Genomic DNA, 19,513 nt, shown 5'->3' with positions numbered 1-19,513 from the left:
GAAATGAACTTAAAAGATAACAAAAGGAGCCATCTACATGTCAAATAGATCTTATTACCTTGGTGTTGATATTGGCACGACTGCAACAAAAGCTGTTTTATTTGGCGAAAAAGGCCAAGTCATCAGTACACATCGTGCAGGATATCCTTTATATAGCCCAACTCCTAGCGTAGCTGAACAAGACCCCGACGAAATTTTAATTGCAGTAAAAGAAACTATTCGTGTTGCTATTGAGAAGAGCCAAATAAATGTAGAACAATTAAAATTGGTATCATTTAGCGCTGCCATGCATAGCCTTATTGCTATTGGTGAAAACGGGAAACCCCTTACTAGATGCATCACCTGGGCCGATAGCCGTGCCACTGATTGGGCAGAAAAAATAAAAAAAGAAATGAATGGGCATGATATTTACAGTCGAACAGGTACACCGATCCATCCGATGTCCCCTTTATGTAAAATTACATGGCTACGCCACGAGAAAAAAGAGATTTTCTCTAAAGCCTATAAGTTTATTAGTATGAAAGAATATGTATTTCATCATTTCTTCGGACGCTATATAGTGGACCATTCTATTGCTTCTGCAACAGGCATGTTCAACCTTAAAAATGCAGCGTGGGATGAGCAAGCACTGTCAGTAGCAGGCATTACAAAAGACCAACTTTCTGAGCTTGTGCCAACAACATTCTATCTCGATGGTTTAAAACAAGAAGTGTCTGAAGAACTTGGTATCCCTTCACATATTCCATTTGTCGTAGGAGCGAATGACGGTGTTCTTTCTAACTTAGGTGTGAATGCAATCGATCCAGGCGTTGTAGCCGTAACAATTGGGACGAGCGGAGCCATCCGTACTGTAACTGACCGACCTGTAACCGATCCAAAAGGGCGTATCTTCTGCTACGTACTCACAGATAAGCATTGGGTTGTTGGTGGACCTGTCAATAATGGCGGTATGACATTCAGATGGCTACGTGATGAACTTGCTTCTTCAGAAGTTGAAACAGCCAAACGTCTAGGTATTGATCCATATGATGTATTAACGAAGATTGCTTCCAATGTAAATCCAGGTTCAGATGGTCTACTATTCCATCCTTATTTAGCCGGTGAACGTGCACCGCTTTGGAATGCCAATGCCCGTGGTTCTTTCTTCGGCTTAGGTTTACATCATAAAAAAGAGCATATGATCCGTGCAGTATTAGAGGGTGTTATCTTTAATTTGTATACCGTCTTTATCGCCCTTCAAGAAGTAATTGGGGTGCCAAATAAAATCCAAGCCACTGGTGGCTTTGCCCGTTCTGCATTATGGCGCCAAATGATGGCTGATATCTTCAATCAAGAAGTTTCTGTTCCCGAAAGTTTTGAAAGCTCTTGCTTAGGTGCCATCGTTCTAGGCATGTATGCACTAGGCGAAATTGAAGATTTTTCAATTGTTTCTGAATGGGTTGGTTCTACACATCTACACAAACCAATCGAAGAAAATGTTGAATTATATGTTGAATTGATTCCTATCTTTATTCGTATTTCTCGGATGCTTTCACAAGAATACGAAGACATTTCCAAATTCCAAGAAAAATGGGTTAAATAAACGTGATGATGTCCTATTACTAGACAATCTGCTCTAGCAATAGGACATTTTTTTGCTTAAAAAAAGAGCCAGTCACCCAAAAGGCAAAAGACTCTTTCATTTATTCATTTATTACTTTTTTTCAACTGCATGGCCGCCAAATTCATTGCGAAGAGCAGCTACCACTTTTCCTGTAAACGTATCTTCTTCTAATGAACGATAGCGCATCATCAAAGCAAGTGATGTTACTGGCACTGGTGCTTGTAATTCCAACGCTGTTTCAACAGTCCATTTCCCTTCGCCTGATGAATGCATAATTCCTTTCAATTGATCTAATTTAGGATCTTTTGAGAAAGCATTTTGAGTTAATTCCATTAGCCATGAACGAATAACTGATCCATGATTCCACATTTTCGCTACATTCTCGTAGTCATAATCAAATGGACTTTTTTCTAATACTTCAAACCCTTCCGCGATCGCTTGCATCATCCCATATTCAATACCGTTATGAATCATTTTGAGGAAGTGACCACTACCTGATTTCCCTGCATATAAGTAACCGTCCTCTACACAGATGTCTTTAATGATCGGTTGTATAATTTGGAAAGCTTCTTCCTCTCCACCAATCATCATACAAGCACCTTCTAGTGCCCCAGAAGTTCCGCCACTTGTGCCACAATCCATAAAGAAGATACCAGATTGCTTTAACTCTTCGGAGATGCGCATTGCTTCTTTATAATGTGAATTCCCGCCATCGATTAAGATATCCCCTGCTTCTAGCAGACCTTTTAATTGTTCAATCGTTGTTTTCGTAATATCTCCTGCTGGCACCATTAACCAAATAATGCGCGGTTTTGGCATTGCTGCTACAAGTTCCTCTAACGTTCCGAAGCTATTGCCTCCCGCTTCTTTAAATTTTGACGTTGCTTCTTCATTCACATCTGTCGCAAAAACTGTATGTTCATGTTTTAGTAAATTCAAACCTAAATTAAAGCCCATTTTCCCTAAACCAACTAAACCAATATTCACCTAAAACACTCCTTTTCCTTCTGTTTCTTTTATTATAGCGAAAATATTTTCTTTTTTAAATTAAAAATATGAAAAAATATTTCTAACCGGAATTATGCTATACTACTTTTACGAGTATGAACGGAAAGGATTCTAATTATGCCCCATAACACGTTAAAAAAAATTCAATCACTCTATCCACGCCTAAGTGAAAAAGAAAAGAAAATAGCTGACTATATTAAAGATAAACCCGAAAAAGTCGTTAATCAAACAATTAACGAAGTATCGCAAGACTTAAATATTGCAGATGCAACTGTTTTCCGCTTTTGTAAGCGCTTAGGTTTTAAAGGATACCAAGCCATGAAAATAGCTCTTGCAGCCGAAATCACAAAGCCTATTAAACAAATACATGAAGAAATAAAAGTAGATGATGATGAAATCACTATCTTTGAAAAAATTTTCAAGTCTAATATCCAAACACTTGAAAATACACTCCATGTAATTGATGGATCAGCAATTGTGAAAGCGACTCACTTGATTTGCAATGCAACTAACATCTATTTTTATGGTACTGGTGGTTCTTCTGTGATCGCTATGGATGCGTATCATAAATTTATTCGGACAGGAAAAAAATGTTTTGCTTTTATTGACTCTCACTTCCAATTAATGTCCGCTTCTCAACTTTCCAAAGACGATGTTGCCATTGTCATTTCTCATTCTGGTCGCAATCTGGATACGCTGCAAATTGCTAAAACTGCTAAGGACAAAGGTGCAGCAATCATTGCCATCACAGGATTTCCTAAATCTCAAATAAGCCAGTTAGCTGATGCCTCCCTCTACACGAGTTCAGAGGAAACAGAATACCGCTCAGAAGCATTATCGTCTAGGATTGGTCAGTTAAGCATTATTGATGCTCTTTATGTAAACACCATGGTGCAGCATAAAGAAGAAGCAAATGTAGCGCTCGAACATATTCGCGATGCTATTGCTAAAACACGTATATAAAAAAGGATAGATGACATGTATCTATCCTTTTTGCTTTATAGGTTCTTGTTTCCTAAAGTAGTATCCAGCATGTAATAGCAGCCAATACAAATTATTTTGTATTGACTGCTTTTTATGCATTTGTTTAATTCTTTGATTTAGATGGAACAAATAGGGTTAATACAAGCGCAATAATAGCTAAGATTGTCATAAAATAATATGAATCACTTGAGCCTAAAACTGAAGCAAGAGTTTTGATTACCTTAACTGGAGTATTTGGTGTTTCCTTTAATAATGTTTCAGCATGACTTGTTGTTTGTGCTGTGAAAATTGTAATTACCACGGCAGTACCAATTGCACCAGCAATTTGACGTAAAGTATTGTTTACAGCAGTTCCATGCGTCACAAGTGCACGAGGTAAAGAATTTAAACTAGCTGTGTTCAGAGGCATTGTGATAAAACTTAATCCTACACGTAAGAAAATAGTCCGTATCATTAAGAAAACAAAGGGAGTTGTCTCTGTTAGATCTGTTACAACCCACATAGAAGGAATAATAAAAATTAATCCTATGATAAATAAAGGTTTCGCTCCAAATCTATCATACAATTTACCTGTCACTGGAGACATTAAAGCATTGACAATCGCTCCAGGTAATAATAGTAATCCAGCTTCAAAGGCAGAGAACCCTCTCCCGTTTTGTAAATATATCGGCAATAGTACCATATCAGCATACATCATCATGGTGACTATAATGTTGATGATGGATGTCAAAGTAAACAATTTATTTTTAAATACTGATAAATCGAGTAAAGGTTCAGTAGATTTAGACTGCTTTAAACAGAAGGTCAGTATTGCAACTATCCCTAGAATGGTAGTGCATAATACAACCATATCCTCCCACCCCCTGCTGCCTGCAGAACTAAATCCATATAAAATAAAACCAAAACCGATTGTAGATAAAATAACACTAACTATATCTAGTTTTACTTTTTCTGTTTCTGAAACATTCATTAAATATTTCATTGCTAAAACTATAGTTATTATAGTAAAAGGTATGATTCCAATAAATAACCAACGCCATGAATAATACTCTATTATAAAACCTGCTAGTGTAGGAGCAATTGCTGGAGCGAAAATGATGGCTAGTCCGATGAAGCCCATCATACTCCCTCTTTTTTCTGGCGGGAAGATAAACATAACAACACTCATCAAAAGTGGCATAATTATTCCAGCACCAATTGCTTGAATCATACGACCTATTAATAATAATGGAAAGTTTATTGCTACCGCACATATTATTGAACCAAATAATAGGAAACCCATTGAACTTAAAAATAACTGGCGTGTTGAAAATCGTTTCATCAAATAGGCAGTAATAGGTACTAATACTCCGTTAACTAACATAAAACCTGTGGCTAACCACTGTACAGTCGAAGCAGATATTGAAAATACAACCATTAGTTTACTAAATGCAACATTTAAGAGTGTTTGATTTAGAGTTGATAAAAAACAACCCAAAATTAATACTGTTAATAATACTTTTTTATTTATTTTATTGGACATATTCTATTTCCTCTCGTTAATTTGCTTTTTTAACACTGTGTCAATAAAATAGATAATATCATTTATTTAAATTGATTCCTATTTACAATTTTTTTAGAACTGATAACTATACAACACTTTTTTTAAAGGTATCGTCTTAATATAAGTAAATAGACAAAGGAGACCAAAATGAACAAACAAAAAAAGGAAGACCCTCGCGCCAAACGCTCTAAACAAATGTTAAAACAAGCTGCAGTGGATATATTGATAGAAAACCCTAATATATCAAAACTAACTGTTCAAAAAATATCGCAACAAGCTGGACTAAATCGCGCAACATTTTATTTACATTTTTTAGATATAGGAGACCTTTTAAAGCAGTTAGTCCATAATATTTTTGACGACTTGTTGTTGGAAATGTCTCCAACCTTATTCGTTGATGATAAAAACAATAAAGAACAATTAATTGCATTTTTAGATTACTTTTATAAACATCGCAAAATTTTTTCTGTTCTTATTGAACACCCTGGTTTCAAAAAAAAATTACAAATGATCTTAACGGATTCTATTGTCATTAAAAGAGAAAGAAAAAGTAAGGAAATTGAAGTAACAATTTTATCGATGGATATTCTTGCTTCCTCAATCCTCGGTATAATCATGTGGTGGCTAAAAGATGGAGTTCAGTTTAGTTCTGAATACATAGCAACGCAAATTATTGAATTATATCGCTAATTTTAGAAGATCAATAATATCTTCCTCTTTTTCTTTACTATGTATCCGACTTACTATAATTACATAAAATAAAAAAGAACATCACTATATAATAAGTGATGTTCTTTTTTTATAGAGGCCAAAGTGTTGTTTTATTAAACACCTGAGAAGACTCATGTTTTTTTAAATAAACGCGTTTAAGATTAATGCAAAGATAAAAGCCATAAATGACAGAATGGTCTCTAAAGCTGTCCAAGTTTTAAACGTTTCTTTAATTGATAAACCTAGATATTCTTTAACCATCCAGAATCCTGCATCATTCACATGTGAAAACATTAATGAACCGGCACCCGTTACAATAACCAGTAACTCTAAGTTAACACCAGACATATTAGCAATAATGGGAGATACAATGCCTGCTGCAGTTGTCAGTGCAACTGTTGCGGAACCTGTCGCGATACGAATTAAACCAGCAATAATAAACGCCAGTACTAGAGGTGATACAGAGAAATTCTGTGCCAAATTGCCAATCGTATCACCGACACCGCTATCGATCAAAATTTGTTTAAATCCGCCGCCTGCACCAATAATCAAAACAATTGAGCCAACTGGGACTAAGCAATCTTCTGTAAATTTTTTGATAGCTTTTCGGTCTTGTCCTAAACGCAGGCCAAGGAAATAGTATGCTGAGAAGACAGAGATCAATAATGCGATTAGCGGGCTACCTATAAATTTGAACAACCTTTCAATTGTCTCACCCTTATTTATATAAGGCGCAATAGTACCAAGCACCATTAAAATAACCGGCAAAAGGATAGAGAAAAATGAAATCCAAGTACTCGGCATTTTGTCCTCTGGTATTTCTTCTACATGGACAAACTCAGGCTCCTCTTCAGGTTTGACACGTTTACTAATAAACTTGGCGTAAAGAGGTCCTCCGATAATGCCAGATGGAATGGCAATAATCAAAGAATATAAAAGCACTTTCCCCAAGTTAGCATTATAGATTTCAATAGCTGCTACTGCTCCTGGATGTGGCGGAACTAACCCATGAACAATGGACAATCCAGCAATTGCAGGTAATGCAATTAATAAAATATTTTTCTTTGATGCTTTTTGTATCGAAATGACAAGCGGAAGTAAAATTAGAATTCCTACCTCAAAAAAGACTGGAATCCCAATTACAAATCCAGAGAAAAACATAGCCCAAGGCAATTTCTTTTCTCCGAACACTTTTATAAAGTAATTTGCGATGCGTAGCCCTGCCCCTGACTCAGCGAGCATCTTCCCTAGAATAGCGCCAAGTGCGATAATGCCAATTAAGTGGCCGAGCGTCCCACCAACACCTGTTTCATATGCTTTTACGATTTCATCCAGCTTCATGCCAGTGAAAATAGCAAGGAACAGACTAGCAATCAATAAACTAATAAAAGCATGCCATTTAAAGACAGATACACCTAAGATAACAATGACAATCGCTAGCAGTGTAATCAACAATAAATATGCGTCCATTTTACTTCCCCCTTTTATATGTTCTTCTATCATGTAAGCATTTTCATTAGACTTATTATAAGGAAAAAATTTTTATTAATCAATATAGAATATGAAAAAAAAATACACGAACTTTCGATATTCTAAGATATACCATTTCTCTTTGTATTCCCCAATACCTTAAAACTATACAATTTAAAACAAAAAAGCCGAGATTTGCTCTCGGCTCAATTTTATACTTTTCCCACTATTAACAGATATCAAGATCAAAACTAACTAGATTGTCACTCTTTCAGAAGAGTCGCTGATTTATCCAAATGATGATGATTCTAATCCACTTGAGGAACTGGACGAGCTAGAAGAACTGGAAGAAGAAGAGCTCTCATCTTTAAAGTCCCATTCTTCTTCATCATCTAATGGATGGATGCTAATGCAAATCGTTGTTTCTCCCACAATTTCCGCCAGTAATTCTCTCTCTATTGTAATAATAAATTTTTCTCCATCCGGACAAATAATAGCCTCAATGCAGTTTGGATGCTGGATGACACGGATGTGCACCTCTTCTTTACCTGTTGACTCGTCTTCATCCCTGTAATGTAGCTTGATTCTTTCTTTATAGGGGATGGATTCTGAATGGACAGCCGTTTTAGAATGATTGTTATAGGCATACCATACATTAATATCATACTTGCCAGTGACTTCGACAAACTTGCCGACTTTTTTTGCAGAATAAGTATGATTGATGACCCAGCATCCTAAGATACTTGATGGATTATTTGGCGGACGCAAGTTTTCTGTGCATTCTGTACTTTTTTTACCCTTTGCAATCACTGCTTTTGTCACAATATGACGTAACTGTTTCAGCATGATTCCTCCTTTATTCCGTTCACCTCATCATATGCGGCTATGGCCTAGCAGGTTCTTAAATCAGTTGAAAAATAAAAATGGACAAAAAAGATGCCTTAAAACAAGAAGTTGTTTTAAGACATCTCTGATGATGCGCCACTAAATTATGAGCAGCTTCCAGGCTGTGAATTACGCACTTTAGATCCTGTTTCGCCTCTTAATACATCGCCGCCTGTTGTTTCCACAATTTCATCTGTTACTCTGTTAGCAATTGAATTTGATACAAGCTGTAATAGGTCGTTGACATCGCCTTGTGATTGTTTAAATTCTACGACGATCGGCAATTCATCAATTTCTGCTTCGATTTTCTCGATTTTTTCATCAATTAATTTTAGTGCTTTTTCTTTTCCGTAATGTTGGAAATTTACAGCTTGTTTTTGTAAGCTTTTTAGACTAGCGATTTTTTCGCGAACAAATTGATTTTCATTAATTTGTGCTTCTGCACGTTTAAAGAAATCTACTTCTTCAGTATTTGCAATCATGTGTGCAATTTCATGTGCTTTTTTAATAATATCGTCTTTTGTATATAATTCTGTCATTATACCTTCACCTCTTCACTCGCTATTACTTCAACCAATTCACCTGACAAAGACCATGTTTTTGCTTCTGTCACTTTGACTTTAGCTAATTTGCCGATTACTTCTTTAGGCGCTTTAAAGTTAACGAGTTTATTTTTTCTTGTATATCCTGCTAAAACATCAGGATTTCGCTTACTTTCTCCCTCTACCAAAACTTCTACAATTTCACCATCATACTTTTTCAATGCTTTGCCGCAATATTCATTTACCACAGCGTTTAAACGCTGTAGTCTATCTTTTTTCACTTCTAACGGCACATTATCTTGCATTTTAGCAGCTGGTGTTCCAGCGCGAGCTGAATATATATAAGTATAGGCCATTTCAAAACCTACTTCTTTGTAGAGAGATAACGTTTCTTCAAATTGTTCTTCTGTTTCATTCGGGAATCCAACAATAATATCAGTTGTCAACGCTACGTCCGGCATTTTCGCACGAATTTTACGCACTAGTTCTAGATAGCTTTCACGCGTATATTTTCGAGCCATAATTTTCAGCATATCCGATGAGCCTGATTGGACAGGCAAGTGGATATGTTCTACCAAATTGCCTTTCTGCGCTAAGACATCTATTAATGCGTCATCAAAATCTCTTGGATGGCTTGTCGTAAAACGAATGCGCGGAATATCAATTTTACGTAAGTCGTCCATTAAGTGGCTCAAGCGATATTGTCTATTCTCAAAGTCTTTGCCATAAGCGTTAACATTTTGGCCAAGCAGTGTAATTTCTTGATACCCTTGAGAAGCAAGAGAACGTACTTCTTGAATAATATCTTCCGGCAATCGGCTTCGTTCTTTGCCCCTTGTGTATGGGACGATACAATAGGTGCAAAACTTGTCGCAGCCATACATGATATTTACCCATGCCTTTGTATTTCCTTTACGTACCTTTGGAAGGTTTTCTATTACATCGCCTTCCTTGGACCATACTTCAATCACCATTTCTTTTGAAAGGTAAGCTTCGTTTAAGATTTCAGGAAGCCGGTGGATGTTGTGTGTGCCAAAAATCATATCAACTTGATCATATGTTTTTAATATTTTCTTGACCACTGCTTCTTCTTGGGACATACAGCCACAAACACCAATCAGCAGATCTGGATTTTTTAGTTTTAATGGTTTTAGATGCCCTAGCTCACCAAATACACGGTTTTCGGCATTTTCTCGAATGGCACATGTATTCATCAGTATAACATTCGCTTCTTCGACATTTTCGGTTGGTTCATAGCCAAGCTGCAAGAAGATGCCAGCCATTACTTCTGTATCGTGTTCATTCATTTGACAGCCGTATGTACGGATTAAAAATTTACGTCCCGTCCCCATACCCATGAATTGTTCATCAATATTAAAATCCTTATGGTATTGGATTTCTTCCTTGCCGCGTTTTTTGGCATCTTTTAAAGAAGGGGCCGTATACGTGCTTTGAAAATATTTGCTATAGTCTTTTTCAGTATTTGCACTGGATGACTTAGAATTTATTGCTTGTTGACTAGCTAGTCGTTGTTCTTCGTTCATGGTATTCTCCTTTCGATCGAGTACCCATCTTCCTATTATACTGGAGTTGGAAGGATTCCTACAAGATAAGAGTACGAAATGTTGGCTATTCGCCATAAAATTCTTTTTCGAATAAATAAAAAAGAGATCAAGTTATATACTTGATCTCTTTTTAAAAAGCTAGCTACTACATAAAGTCGTTCATCAATTCTTGAAGTTGTTCTTCTTTCATCATAATGTCCGCTTTATTCAAAGGTTCTTTACTGTAGCCTTCCACTTTATCCTGATAAGATTCTTCTTCATTGTTTTGATAGATAATACCTGTCACTAGTCCATCATGTTCCATGACAGTTTTCATTGCTTCCGCCCGATTTGTATTATCATAGCCTTCAATGCTTGAAAGTTTTGTTAAGTTTTCTTTAAACCAATCATACGTATTCACTTTATTATAAGTAACACATGGACTAAACACATTGATAAAAGAAAAACCTTTATGTTTCATTCCTTCTTCAATAATAGCTGTTAGTTCTTTCAAGTCAGTCGAAAAACTTTGAGCTACAAATGTTGCACCAGAAGATAGTGCTACTTCAAGTGGTTTTAATGAAGGCTCAATGGCACCACCGGGAGTAGATTTTGTAACAAATCCTGCAGCTGAGCGAGGAGATGTTTGGCCCTTTGTTAAGCCATAAATTTGGTTGTCCATGACAACATAAGTAATATCAATATTACGACGGATCGAATGGATTGTATGCCCCATTCCGATAGCAAAACCATCTCCGTCACCGCCTGTTGCGATAACGTTTAAATCACGATTGGCCATTTTGAGGCCTTGTGCAATCGGTAATGCTCTACCATGAATACCGTGCAAACCATAAGAATTGATATAACCTGATAGACGTCCAGAACAGCCTATCCCGGATACGACCGCCAATTCATGCGGTACGATTTCAAGATTTGCTGCTGCACGTTGAATAGCAGCTTGTACAGAAAAGTCGCCACAACCTGGGCACCAGTTAGGCTTTACTGTATTTCGAAAATCCTTAAATGTTACCATCTGTTAGCAACTCCTTTACACGGCCAAATAGTTCTTTTGGCAAGAACGGTGTGCCGTCATATTTCGTCAAGTTGACGATTTTGTCATGGTGTCCCATGTTTAATTTGATAATATTCGCTAGTTGGCCTGTTGCATTGTTTTCAACAACAATAATCTTTTTAGCGTTTTCTACTAACGGTTTCATTTCTGCAACCGGGAATGGATGTATTAATCGGATATGTGCATGGTTTGATTTAATTCCCTCTGCTTCAAGCATTGGAAGAATCTCTTCAATTGCACCTTTTGTTGAGCCAAATCCTACGATTAATATATCTGCCTCTTCATGTGGTGCTGCTTTGAAGACCGGATTCTCAAAATGTACATGCTGTAATTTTCTAAAACGCTTGTCCATTTGATTTTTACGGTTACCAGCTGCTTCAGAAGGTTTTCCTTCTTCGTTATGCTCTACGCCTGTAACATGGTGGATACCATATTTCTGTCCAGGAACAACACGTGTTGAGATACCATCTTCTGTCACTTCATATCGTTTGAAGTATTGTTTATCTTCAATTTCTGGCAATTCACCAAGATTTAGCTTACCACGGCTAATGTTAATTTTTGAGTAATCAAACGGTTCAACTGTTTGTTTACCTAGTGATAGCTGCAAGTCAGACAAAATAATGACTGGAAGCTGTAATTCGTCCGCAATATTAAATGCTTGGATTGTATCATAAAATGCTTCTTCGCCCGTAGATGGTGCGATAACTACTTTCGGAATTTCACCGTGTGTACCATAAAGCATTGCCATCAAATCGGATTGTTCTTGTTTTGTTGGCAGTCCAGTTGATGGACCTCCACGCTGTGTATCAACGACAACAAGTGGTGTTTCTGTCATGCCTGCTAAGCCTAACGCTTCCATCATTAATGAAAGACCAGGACCAGCTGATGCTGTGAATGCTCGTACGCCGCCATAATTTGCTCCAATTGCCATTGTAGCTGCTGCGATTTCATCTTCTGTTTGGATGACTGTGCCGCCGAATTTAGGTAATTTCTTAATGAGATATTCCATAATTTCAGATGCCGGAGTAATTGGATATGCAGCCATAAAACGAGTACCTGCTGCAAGTGCTCCTAAAGCAATGGCTTCATTCCCAATCATAAATAGACGATGTTTGCCATCTCCTGGCTCAAGTTCAAATTTCCCTGCTTGATCTTGTAATAATTCATTCATCACTAAATGGCCTTTGGCAATAGCCTCCATGTTTTTTTGGACAACCGTTTCACCTTTACGACCAAAGATTTCATCTACAACAGATTGAAATGCTGCATCCTCTAAGTTCATAAGAGCAGCAGTTGCACCGATGGCAACCATGTTTTTCATTAGGGAAGTCCCTAGTTCTGTTGCAATTTCTGTGAATGGAACAATATATAGTTCAGCTATGCAATCTTCAGGCTTAGTTGGTTTGAATTTAGCATCAGCCAGAATGACGCCTGCTTCATTTAATTCTTTATAATTGACATCGATTGTTTCTTGGTCAAACGCAACCAATATGTCCAGATCATCTGGAATCGTATGCACAGTCGATGTACGAACGTTGATTTTATTATTTGTGTGGCCACCCTTAATACGAGAAGAGAAATGGCGATATCCGTATAAATGGTAACCGAGTCGGTTCATCGCAGTGGAAAAAATCTCGCCGGTACTTTCAATACCTTCCCCCTGCTGCCCACCGACTTTCCATGAAAGCTGATGTAACATCAATTAACATCTCCTTAATATACAAACGTTTAGCAATAATCCTACATAAGTTTAACACGAACAAGCGCTTGAAACTATTGTTATGGGATGAAATTGCTTAAAATCAGACCTTTGACGGAAAGCACATTTTCACAGATGTTTTAAGTACTCAATGTAATGATGCCAAAAGCTATTGCTTAATCTGACTACTAATGACATAGTGGCAACAAATAGTTTATTCTAACAAAGTTTTTTCTAGCTGCTTTAATTTCCTTTCTACAACCATAATTAAAAAAATAGACGATACTATCATCAACCCGATAATAACAAGAATAGTATACTCACCATTTGAAAAAGCCAAGCTTACTACAATGTCCAAGACCATAAGAATAACACCAAATAAAATTAATAGTTTGGCGCTGTATTTATTTCCTTCCTTCCAAAGCACCTTATTTTTCATGGAGCGTGTTGTTCGATAGCCATATAACCCATTTATATCTTTTGGTGGCTTATACAACAATATCAGTCCAGCAATGATAAAGAATACTCCCACAAGAATGCTCATTCCAACATTAATCAATAGCGTGCTCATTCGAATCCCCCATTCTAGTTAATTTACATTATATAACATTTAAGTAAGCGGTGGAATCACAATGAAGTTCTATTGTTTTATGTACTTTTATCTGCCAATTAACCGCTGAAAAGCAAAAAAGACAAAGGGAGATCTCCCAATGTCTTAAGTAATGAAGTTAGCAATCTATCTTACTCGTTTTTCAACAAGAAGCTTTAATGCTGTACGATCTTCTCCAGCAATCAAAATATCTGTAAACGCTGGCGAACAAGTTAAATCTGTTCCGCTTGGTGCTACAAAGCCCCGCGCAATAGCAATAGCCTTTACCGCTTGGTTCAGCGCTCCTGCTCCTACTGCTTGCATTTCTGCAAATCCTTGCTCTCTAATCACTGCCACTAATGCTCCTGCCACAGAATTAGGGTTTGAGCGAGATGATACTTTCAATGAATCCACAACTATTCCTCCCTTAGTTTGAAAAAATCAGGGACATTTGATTGTCCATGAAGCATTGTATGCTCGCTCGCTTCCAGTTAGACTTCAAATTCTGAATTACAGTCATGGCAATCTTGTTTATCCTTTAAAAGGCTTATCTCCATTAATGTAGATTCGTTCAATACTTTTCGCTTTACCAGTTGTCGTATCCAGCTCAACAAACAATCCGCTAAATACTTCTCTGCCTTCTTGTGGCACTTCAAAGCGTACAGGCATATTTGTTTTAAAACGATAAAGCACACTTTCCTTCTTAGTGCCTAATATCTCATCATACGGTCCTGTCATACCCACGTCTGTAATATAAGCTGTACCCTTCGGCAAAATTCTTTCATCCGCTGTCTGTACATGGGTGTGTGTTCCAACAACAACCGAGGCTTTTCCATCTAAATGCCAGCCCAATGCCACTTTTTCGCTCGTTGCTTCGGCATGGAAATCAACGAAAACAAGAGGAGAAGTCTTCTTTGCTTCAGTAATTAATTCTTCTGCCATAGCAAAAGGGTCCTGATGCGGTGGCAAAAATGTTCTTCCGTGCAAATTGATGATAGTGAGAGTTTCTCCGTTTTTTGTGATTGAAACCATCCCTTTGCCCGGCGCCTCTTCAGAAAAGTTAGCAGGACGTATTAAATAATCGACATCATCAATAAAATCGAATATTTCTTTTTGATCCCATGTATGATTGCCCATAGTGATAACATCTACACCCATCATCAGTAAATCCTGATAGATTCGTTTTGTTATGCCTTTACCTTTTGCCGCATTTTCTCCATTTGCTATCACAACGTCTACTTGATATTTTCTTTTCAAACGAGGCAAATAATGTTGAACAGCCTCCAATCCTATATCTCCCACTATATCTCCTATAAATAAAATTTTCATTGTTCCACCCATTCCATAAAAAAAGGCTTCTCGACCGAAGATCTAAGAAGCCTTTTGTCATTTAGTTTAGTTTGTAAAAAGTTAGAAATGATTTCGTTTATCGTTCCACTTTATAGCTATAGCAAGAGATGATGTAATGCTCTCTGTTATTTTGCGTAGTCTACTGCCCGCGTCTCGCGAATAACAGTAACTTTGATGTGGCCTGGATAATCTAGTTCGTCTTCAATTCTTTTTCGAATATCACGTGCTAAGCGGTGTGAAGCCAAATCATCCACTTGATCCGGACGTACAATAATACGGATTTCGCGGCCAGCTTGAATGGCAAATGATTTTTCCACGCCTTCGTAAGACTCTGAAATTTCCTCTAGTTTTTCTAAACGTCTAATATAGTTTTCTAGCGTCTCGCTGCGTGCTCCAGGACGCGCAGCAGATAAAGCATCAGCTGCTGCGACGATGACTGCAATAACGGATGTTGGCTCTGTATCACCATGGTGTGAAGCGATACTATTAATCACGACTGGATGTTCATGGTATTTTGTCGCTAATTCAACACCGATTTCAACATGGCTTCCTTCTACTTCATGGTCAATCGCTTTTCCGATATCATGAAGGAGACCAGCACGTTTTGCCAACGTCACATCTTCACCTAATTCGGCTGCCATTAATCCGGCTAAATGTGCCACTTCTATTGAGTGTTTTAATACATTTTGGCCATAGCTTGTCCGGTATTTCATGCGACCAAGGATTTTCATTAAATCAGGATGAAGATTATGAATTCCTACTTCAAAAGTAGTCTGTTCACCTGTTTCGCGAATTTGTTCATCAATTTCACGACGAGACTTTTCTACCATCTCTTCTATGCGAGCTGGATGAATTCTTCCATCTTGAACTAATTTTTCAAGTGCCAATCTTGCTGTTTCACGGCGGATTGGATCGAAACCAGATAAAATAACTGCTTCTGGCGTATCATCAATGATTAAATCAATACCAGTAAGCGTTTCAAGCGTACGGATATTACGGCCTTCACGCCCGATAATGCGGCCTTTCATTTCATCGTTAGGCAAGTTTACAACCGATACAGTGGTTTCTGCCACATGATCTGCTGCAAAACGCTGTATCGCTAATGATAAAATTTCTCGTGCCTTTTTGTCAGCATCTTCCTTTGCACGTGTTTCTGCTTCTTTAGTCATAACGGCAATATCAGTTGTTAACTCATTTTCTACTTCTTCTAATATAATCGTTCTTGCATCTTCACGTGTTAATGCTGAAATGCGTTCGATTTCAGATTGTTGTTTAGCAACAAGCTCTTCCGCTTTGCTTTCCATCTGTACAATATGCTGTTGTCTTTCTACTAACGCCTCTTCCTTACGCTCTAAACCAGATTCTCTTTTGTTAAGCGCTTCATCCTTACGATCGAGATTCTCTTCTCTTTGCAATAAACGGTTTTCTTGTTTCGTAAGTTCTGAACGGCGTTCGCGGATGTCATTTTCTGCTTCAGTTCGAAGTTTGTGAGTTTCATCTTTTGCTTCAAGTAATGCTTCTTTCTTCAGAGCCTCTGCTTCCCTTTTACCTTCTTCAACAATTAGTTCTGCAGTGCCCTTTGCACCTGTCACTTTTGAATCATTCACCTTTTTCGTAATAAAATAGATCACAGCTGCACCGACGATCAGTCCAATCAAAGCGGAGATGACTATTTCTATCATTCGAACACCTCCCCTTGAGTTATTGATATTTTCTTTTAGTCGGCTTTACATTGAGTTAACAATATAGCGCCAATTTCATTTCAAATTTAGAAATAATACATATTAATTGTATAGTTGATAGATAGACCTGTCAAGGATTCACAGTTTTTGGATACCCAAAAATACTAATAATTCTGTGATTAAAATCCTATATTTATCCTAGCTAAAAAGGCCTCTTTTAATAAGAGGCCTTCACAGTTTTATTATTACTCTTCAAATAGAGTAGGATTTTCTTCTGGTTCTTCGATAACTTCATATTCTTGCTCACCAATACCTGAAGCCACCCGAATTTTTTGTGCAATTTCTTCACGTACTTCTGGATTCTCTTTAAGGAATTGTTTTGCATTTTCACGACCTTGGCCTAAACGTTCATCTTCATACGCATACCATGAGCCGCTCTTTTGTACGATATCTTTTTCTACGCCGATATCGATGATTTCTCCCTCTTTAGAGATTCCTTCGCCATACATAATATCAACTTCTGCAGTTTTAAAAGGTGGAGCTACTTTATTTTTTACTACTTTGATTTTAGTACGGTTACCGACCATATCATTACCTTGCTTAATTGTTTCAGCACGACGCACCTCTAAACGAACTGATGAATAGAATTTAAGCGCTCTTCCGCCTGGTGTAGTTTCAGGGTTCCCAAACATTACACCGATTTTTTCACGGATTTGGTTAATGAAGATGGCAATTGTATTTGATTTATTAATAATACCGGATAGCTTACGCAATGCTTGAGACATCAAACGCGCTTGCAAACCGACATGGGAATCACCCATCTCGCCTTCAATTTCTGCTTTTGGTGTAAGAGCAGCAACAGAGTCGATTATAATAATATCAATAGCACCACTGCGAACTAGTGCTTCTGCAATTTCTAGTGCTTGCTCACCTGTATCTGGTTGAGAAAGCAATAATTCATCAATGTTTACGCCTAGTTTGGACGCATAAACTGGATCAAGCGCATGCTCTGCATCTATGAAAGCTGCTTGTCCTCCATTTGCTTGTACTTCTGCAATGGCATGAAGTGCTACTGTTGTTTTACCAGAGCTTTCTGGTCCATATATTTCTATCACACGGCCGCGGGGATAGCCACCCACTCCAAGTGCTGTATCAAGAGCTAAAGATCCAGTAGAAGATGTAGAAACTTTACGATCTGCTTGCTCGCCTAATTTCATTACAGAGCCTTTACCAAATTGTTTTTCAATTTGTTTTAAGGCCATATCTAATGCCGCTTTCCGTTCGTCCACTCTGTTTCCTCCTATTAAGAACACTTTTTTATTTCTAAACCTACTATACTTCTTTTCTGAGAAAAACACAAGAAAAAAGCGAACATTTATTCGTTAAAATGTACACTTTTAAAAACCAAACGCTAAATTGAATATAGAATTCAATTTTAGCGTTTTTTTAGTTGAAATCTTTTAGGCTCTTTCATAGCCCTTTTCAATTAATAGCTGAATTAAACGATAGAATGCAGATTTCGTTGCACGAAGTCGATTTGTATTACGGCTGCCAGATAATTGGAGGCGATACGTATGCGGTGGCTCATCACCAATTGCAATACCAATCCATACAGTACCAGCTGGTTTATTACCGTGTGCTTGCGGACCTGCTGCGCCTGTTAAGCCAACGCCAATAGTCGAACCAAATTTCTCCTTCACTAAACGCGCCATTTCACTAGCACATTCACTGCTGACAACGCCATGCTGTTCAATCACTTCTTTCGCCATGCCTAATTGATTAATTTTTACTTGCTCATTATATGTGACCATTCCGCCGAGTAATGCTTCACCCACCCCCGGATTATTAGCCAGTTCTGCTTGGAATAGCCCAGCCGTTAAACTTTCAGCAGCAGCGATGGTTAATTCATTCTTCATCAGCATTTTAGTTAATACGCTTGATATAGAATCATCGTCTACCCCGTAAAAATAATCTCCTGCTATGTGTAAAATTTCTTCTTTGGCTACTCGAATTTTTTTCCATGCCTCTTCCGTCGTGTCGGCATTCGCTGTAATGCGTATTGTCACTTCACCATCAGAAGCTAATGGCGCTAGCGTTGGATTCGTTTGGTTTTCTAGTAAATGTTGAAGCTTATCTTCTAATTCAGCCTCGCCTATTCCGTAAAAACGAAGCACGTGAGAAACAATTTGGCCTTTTGAAACAAGAGAAGTAAGCAATGGCTTTGCTTCGAATTGGAACATGGGTTCAATTTCCTTCGGCGGACCAGGTAAAAGAATGTAAGTGTGATTGCTCGCTGTATACATCATGCCAGGAGCCATGCCATTTTTATTAGCTAAAACATGTGAGCCTTTAAGAACAAGAGCTTGTTTACGATTATTTTCAGTCATTGGTTTGTTTTGGTTTTGGAAGAATTCAACTATGCTTTTCATTGCATCCTTGTCTTCTTCGAGTTCAATATGTAAATGCTTTGCGATTGTTTCCTTTGTTAAGTCATCCTTCGTAGGTCCTAATCCACCTGAAAAAATAATAAGGTCCGAGCGATTTTCTGCAATAGTAATTGCATCAAGTAGTCGATTGGGATTGTCACCTACAACAGTATGATAATAAACATTTATTCCGATTTCAGCTAATTGACTTGAAATAAACCGTGCATTTGAATTAGTTATTTGACCTAACAATAATTCAGAACCCACAGCAATAATTTCTGCATTCATCTAAATTCATCTCCTTAGACATCTCTTCATTAGTAAAAAGACTCACCGTTCAGTATATGGAACGCCACGTTAGTGGTTGCACTGCTGCAAGCAACAGGACAAAATGAGTCTTTATAT

Annotated in this window: 17 protein-coding genes; 3 read left to right on the top strand and 14 right to left on the bottom strand. The window is 37.6% G+C overall.

Annotated features, from left to right (window positions below):
• Nucleotides 1-37 precede the first annotated feature (37 nt).
• Complete coding sequence (gene gntK / locus F0527_RS04600) at nucleotides 38-1,582, top strand: gluconokinase (RefSeq protein ID WP_150283943.1); 1,545 nt, start codon at nucleotides 38-40, stop codon at nucleotides 1,580-1,582.
• A gap of 111 nt (nucleotides 1,583-1,693) precedes the next feature.
• Here gntK and gnd read toward each other — a convergent pair whose 3' ends face one another.
• On the bottom strand, nucleotides 1,694-2,590 hold the full coding sequence (gnd, locus tag F0527_RS04595; protein ID WP_150283942.1) for a phosphogluconate dehydrogenase (NAD(+)-dependent, decarboxylating): 897 nt from the start codon (nucleotides 2,588-2,590) through the stop codon (nucleotides 1,694-1,696).
• 138 nt (nucleotides 2,591-2,728) lie between these two features.
• Between gnd and F0527_RS04590 the strand changes: the two genes are divergently transcribed.
• Complete coding sequence (locus tag F0527_RS04590; RefSeq protein ID WP_150283941.1) at nucleotides 2,729-3,574, top strand: MurR/RpiR family transcriptional regulator; 846 nt, start codon at nucleotides 2,729-2,731, stop codon at nucleotides 3,572-3,574.
• Nucleotides 3,575-3,698: 124 nt separating this feature from the next.
• On the opposite strand, the gene F0527_RS04585 is transcribed toward F0527_RS04590, so the two are convergent.
• The gene (locus F0527_RS04585; protein WP_150283940.1) at nucleotides 3,699-5,117 is read right to left on the bottom strand and encodes a DHA2 family efflux MFS transporter permease subunit; all 1,419 of its coding nucleotides are present in this window, start codon (nucleotides 5,115-5,117) and stop codon (nucleotides 3,699-3,701) included.
• Nucleotides 5,118-5,285: 168 nt separating this feature from the next.
• Here F0527_RS04585 and F0527_RS04580 point away from each other — a divergent pair, with 168 nt between their 5' ends.
• On the top strand, nucleotides 5,286-5,828 hold the full coding sequence (locus tag F0527_RS04580) for a TetR/AcrR family transcriptional regulator (protein WP_150283939.1): 543 nt from the start codon (nucleotides 5,286-5,288) through the stop codon (nucleotides 5,826-5,828).
• A gap of 162 nt (nucleotides 5,829-5,990) precedes the next feature.
• On the opposite strand, the gene F0527_RS04575 is transcribed toward F0527_RS04580, so the two are convergent.
• The 12 genes from F0527_RS04575 to F0527_RS04520 all read right to left on the bottom strand — a co-directional run bounded on the left by F0527_RS04575 (nucleotide 5,991) and on the right by F0527_RS04520 (nucleotide 19,396).
• Entirely contained in the window at nucleotides 5,991-7,319 is a 1,329-nt protein-coding gene (locus tag F0527_RS04575) for a GntP family permease (RefSeq protein WP_150283938.1), read from the bottom strand.
• A 288-nt stretch (nucleotides 7,320-7,607) separates the two neighbouring features.
• Nucleotides 7,608-8,162 carry an outer spore coat protein CotE gene (gene cotE, locus F0527_RS04570; protein WP_066791840.1) on the bottom strand — a complete coding sequence of 185 codons (555 nt, stop codon included), beginning with the start codon at nucleotides 8,160-8,162 and terminating at the stop codon, nucleotides 7,608-7,610.
• Nucleotides 8,163-8,308: 146 nt separating this feature from the next.
• Nucleotides 8,309-8,743: a YlbF/YmcA family competence regulator gene (locus tag F0527_RS04565; RefSeq protein ID WP_066785828.1), complete on the bottom strand. Its 435-nt coding sequence runs from the start codon at nucleotides 8,741-8,743 to the stop codon at nucleotides 8,309-8,311.
• Nucleotides 8,743-10,290, bottom strand: a complete 1,548-nt coding sequence (gene miaB, locus F0527_RS04560) for a tRNA (N6-isopentenyl adenosine(37)-C2)-methylthiotransferase MiaB (protein ID WP_150283937.1) — start codon at nucleotides 10,288-10,290, stop codon at nucleotides 8,743-8,745. The genes F0527_RS04565 and miaB overlap by 1 nt, the downstream gene beginning before the upstream one ends.
• 166 nt (nucleotides 10,291-10,456) lie before the next feature.
• On the bottom strand, nucleotides 10,457-11,323 hold the full coding sequence (locus F0527_RS04555; protein WP_066785824.1) for a 2-oxoacid:ferredoxin oxidoreductase subunit beta: 867 nt from the start codon (nucleotides 11,321-11,323) through the stop codon (nucleotides 10,457-10,459).
• The gene (locus tag F0527_RS04550; RefSeq protein ID WP_150283936.1) at nucleotides 11,310-13,061 is read right to left on the bottom strand and encodes a 2-oxoacid:acceptor oxidoreductase subunit alpha; all 1,752 of its coding nucleotides are present in this window, start codon (nucleotides 13,059-13,061) and stop codon (nucleotides 11,310-11,312) included. Before F0527_RS04550 ends, F0527_RS04555 begins: the two co-directional genes overlap by 14 nt.
• 214 nt (nucleotides 13,062-13,275) lie before the next feature.
• Nucleotides 13,276-13,632 carry an SdpI family protein gene (locus F0527_RS04545; RefSeq protein ID WP_150283935.1) on the bottom strand — a complete coding sequence of 119 codons (357 nt, stop codon included), beginning with the start codon at nucleotides 13,630-13,632 and terminating at the stop codon, nucleotides 13,276-13,278.
• Between the two features lie 165 nt (nucleotides 13,633-13,797).
• Nucleotides 13,798-14,064: a stage V sporulation protein S gene (locus tag F0527_RS04540; RefSeq protein ID WP_066785813.1), complete on the bottom strand. Its 267-nt coding sequence runs from the start codon at nucleotides 14,062-14,064 to the stop codon at nucleotides 13,798-13,800.
• A 117-nt stretch (nucleotides 14,065-14,181) separates the two neighbouring features.
• Nucleotides 14,182-14,979 (bottom strand): TIGR00282 family metallophosphoesterase, encoded by a 798-nt coding sequence (locus F0527_RS04535; protein ID WP_066785812.1) that lies wholly within the window; start codon nucleotides 14,977-14,979, stop codon nucleotides 14,182-14,184.
• A 146-nt stretch (nucleotides 14,980-15,125) separates the two neighbouring features.
• Nucleotides 15,126-16,682, bottom strand: coding sequence for a ribonuclease Y (gene rny, locus F0527_RS04530; protein ID WP_147194064.1), 1,557 nt, complete (start codon nucleotides 16,680-16,682; stop codon nucleotides 15,126-15,128).
• 245 nt (nucleotides 16,683-16,927) lie between these two features.
• The gene (recA, locus tag F0527_RS04525; RefSeq protein WP_066785806.1) at nucleotides 16,928-17,971 is read right to left on the bottom strand and encodes a recombinase RecA; all 1,044 of its coding nucleotides are present in this window, start codon (nucleotides 17,969-17,971) and stop codon (nucleotides 16,928-16,930) included.
• 171 nt (nucleotides 17,972-18,142) lie between these two features.
• On the bottom strand, nucleotides 18,143-19,396 hold the full coding sequence (locus F0527_RS04520) for a competence/damage-inducible protein A (protein ID WP_150283934.1): 1,254 nt from the start codon (nucleotides 19,394-19,396) through the stop codon (nucleotides 18,143-18,145).
• Nucleotides 19,397-19,513 lie beyond the last annotated feature (117 nt).

Source organism: Rummeliibacillus sp. TYF-LIM-RU47, assembly GCF_008638315.1.
GTDB classification, from domain to species: domain Bacteria; phylum Bacillota; class Bacilli; order Bacillales_A; family Planococcaceae; genus Rummeliibacillus; species Rummeliibacillus stabekisii.
The sequence above is the reverse complement of the archived record's forward strand: the minus strand, read 5'-3'. Positions and strand labels throughout refer to the sequence as shown.

What these genes read in the sequence shown, in the direction of transcription:
- F0527_RS04535 (WP_066785812.1), bottom strand. Translation starts at nt 14,979, where the DNA reads ATGAAAATTTTATTTATAGGAGATATAGTGGGAGATATAGGATTGGAG.
- miaB (WP_150283937.1), bottom strand. Translation starts at nt 10,290, where the DNA reads ATGAACGAAGAACAACGACTAGCTAGTCAACAAGCAATAAATTCTAAG.
- F0527_RS04575 (WP_150283938.1), bottom strand. Translation starts at nt 7,319, where the DNA reads ATGGACGCATATTTATTGTTGATTACACTGCTAGCGATTGTCATTGTT.
- F0527_RS04590 (WP_150283941.1), top strand. Translation starts at nt 2,729, where the DNA reads ATGCCCCATAACACGTTAAAAAAAATTCAATCACTCTATCCACGCCTA.
- F0527_RS04585 (WP_150283940.1), bottom strand. Translation starts at nt 5,117, where the DNA reads ATGTCCAATAAAATAAATAAAAAAGTATTATTAACAGTATTAATTTTG.
- rny (WP_147194064.1), bottom strand. Translation starts at nt 16,682, where the DNA reads ATGATAGAAATAGTCATCTCCGCTTTGATTGGACTGATCGTCGGTGCA.
- F0527_RS04550 (WP_150283936.1), bottom strand. Translation starts at nt 13,061, where the DNA reads ATGTTACATCAGCTTTCATGGAAAGTCGGTGGGCAGCAGGGGGAAGGT.
- F0527_RS04555 (WP_066785824.1), bottom strand. Translation starts at nt 11,323, where the DNA reads ATGGTAACATTTAAGGATTTTCGAAATACAGTAAAGCCTAACTGGTGC.
- F0527_RS04520 (WP_150283934.1), bottom strand. Translation starts at nt 19,396, where the DNA reads ATGAATGCAGAAATTATTGCTGTGGGTTCTGAATTATTGTTAGGTCAA.
- F0527_RS04565 (WP_066785828.1), bottom strand. Translation starts at nt 8,743, where the DNA reads ATGACAGAATTATATACAAAAGACGATATTATTAAAAAAGCACATGAA.
- gntK (WP_150283943.1), top strand. Translation starts at nt 38, where the DNA reads ATGTCAAATAGATCTTATTACCTTGGTGTTGATATTGGCACGACTGCA.
- F0527_RS04545 (WP_150283935.1), bottom strand. Translation starts at nt 13,632, where the DNA reads ATGAGCACGCTATTGATTAATGTTGGAATGAGCATTCTTGTGGGAGTA.
- F0527_RS04580 (WP_150283939.1), top strand. Translation starts at nt 5,286, where the DNA reads ATGAACAAACAAAAAAAGGAAGACCCTCGCGCCAAACGCTCTAAACAA.